3 protein-coding genes are annotated in these 1,818 nt (G+C 69.1%); 1 reads left to right on the forward strand and 2 read right to left on the reverse strand.

Annotated elements, in window-relative coordinates; translation table 11 throughout:
* A partial coding sequence (locus tag BBK14_RS13355) for a recombinase family protein (RefSeq protein ID WP_071062441.1) occupies positions 1-475 on the forward strand: 475 nt, incomplete at its 5' end.
* A gap of 230 nt (positions 476-705) precedes the next feature.
* On the opposite strand, the gene BBK14_RS13360 is transcribed toward BBK14_RS13355, so the two are convergent.
* Positions 706-942 carry a hypothetical protein gene (locus BBK14_RS13360; RefSeq protein ID WP_071062443.1) on the reverse strand — a complete coding sequence of 79 codons (237 nt, stop codon included), beginning with the start codon at positions 940-942 and terminating at the stop codon, positions 706-708.
* Positions 939-1,538, reverse strand: a complete 600-nt coding sequence (locus tag BBK14_RS13365; protein WP_241831460.1) for a restriction endonuclease — start codon at positions 1,536-1,538, stop codon at positions 939-941. Before BBK14_RS13365 ends, BBK14_RS13360 begins: the two co-directional genes overlap by 4 nt.
* Positions 1,539-1,818 lie beyond the last annotated feature (280 nt).

The following is a 1,818-nucleotide window of genomic DNA, read 5'->3' on the forward strand; positions in this document are numbered from 1 at the left end:
GTCCGGGAAGGACACCTCCCGGCCGAAGCTCGACGAGATGATCGCGTTCGTCCGCGACGGCGACACCGTGCTCGTGCACTCCATGGACCGCCTCGCCCGCAACCTCGACGACCTACGCCGCCTCGTACGGACCCTCACCGGCAAAGGCGTGCGGGTGGAGTTCGTCAAGGAGAACCTCACCTTCACCGGCGAAGACTCACCCATGGCGACACTGCTGCTCTCCGTCATGGGCGCGTTCGCCGAGTTCGAACGCGCACTCATCCTCGAACGCCAACGCGAAGGCATCGCCGCCGCCCGCCAGCGCGGCGTCTACACCGGCCGCAAACCCGCCCTCACCCCCCAGCAGGCCGACCAGCTCCGTGAGCGTGCTGCCACCGGCGAGCGGAAGTCCGACCTCGCCCGCGAGTTCGGCATCAGCCGCGAGACCGTGTACAGCTACCTGCGGGCCGCGGCCGCCGCAGGTGTCACCAGCTGACCGGCACGGAACAGCTGGCGGCCCACCCGCACGATCACGGCCGAGGCCGGCCGTCACGCAGGCGAGTTCGACGCATCCCGCGGGCCCGGACTCCTCTGCACGTCAGCACGAACGCCCAGCTCGGCCGCGCCAGCGACTTCGGACATCGACAGCGACGGCCACGCCTGATCTTGTTCGGGAAACGTTCGATTCCCAACAAGATCAGATGCGGCTGTCTGGCGCGTTCCCGTCTAGCTGAGGATCTTGTAGAAGCGGAAGCCGCCGTAGGCGATCGCGAAGAACAGGATCGCGAGAAGGTCACCGCGGGCGATCAGCTGGAACCCGTGGTCCTGGCAGCGGCTGAGCAGCCCCCGGCGCCGGCGGTAGCACAGGCGGCCGGTCGTACGGGTCGCCGCGCCACAGCGAGACAGCCAGTACAGACCCGCCACGAACGGCACGGCCACGATGCACACGAACAGCACGATCATCGCGAGGCATCTCCGGAGGTAGGCGAGACATCGACAGGGCTGCGCCGCGGCGCCGGGATACCGGGCAGGATCCGCTCGCCGGCCATCCACCGCGCCAGCAGCTCCCGGTCGACCATCTGGATCCGATGACGCTGCCCGAAGTCCGCGGCCGCAGCGGTGAACCGGCCCGAGGTGACCATCAGCGCGATATCGGCACGGTGATCCGTCCACGCGCAGCCGTTGAAGTCCCGCACCTCGGACGGACCCACAGGACGACTGCGGTAGTGCTTGCACTGCACCGCAATCCGGGCCCCGCGCGGCGTGAGGGCGAGCACGTCCACACCCCCGTCCCCACGGCCCCCGACCACCCGCACCCGCCGGCAGCCGTCACGAGTCAGTAGATCCGCGACGTGATGCTCGAACCCGGCCGGGCTCAGAGTGTCGAGGACGGCGACCGCCGCCCTCCGCCCAATCTCGCGGATCCGGCTGGCGCGAATCGTGAGCAGGACCCCGACGGCTGCCAGCGCCACGAGCAGCCCGAGCGGCAGCGTCCACCAGCCCAGCAGCTCCACAAGCACCTGGACCATCACGACGAGAACCACGCCACCGAACGCCACCCGAGGAACCACCCGCTCCCCCACCGGCGGCCGCGACGATGGACGCCCCCGCGCCCGGCGAGCCTGAGACGGACGAGTACGGCGAGCACTCGGACGACGCCGCGAAGCCGAAGAACCCCGACGAACCACCTATCCACTATTCGCACACAACACGTCACATGAGGGCGTTTCGGCGACGTAGCGAGGACATCCCGTCACGCAAACAGCACGAGAACCGGCCTGCCCCCCTACCACAAGACGAAAACGCGCGTTTTCAATCCCGCGCGCCAGGAAGGTCCGG

The organism is Parafrankia soli (genome assembly GCF_001854695.1).
GTDB classification, from domain to species: Bacteria; Actinomycetota; Actinomycetes; order Frankiales; family Frankiaceae; genus Parafrankia; species Parafrankia soli.

Coding starts and splice junctions, on each gene's coding strand:
- BBK14_RS13360 (WP_071062443.1), bottom strand. CDS start 942: ATGATCGTGCTGTTCGTGTGCATCGTGGCCGTGCCGTTCGTGGCGGGT.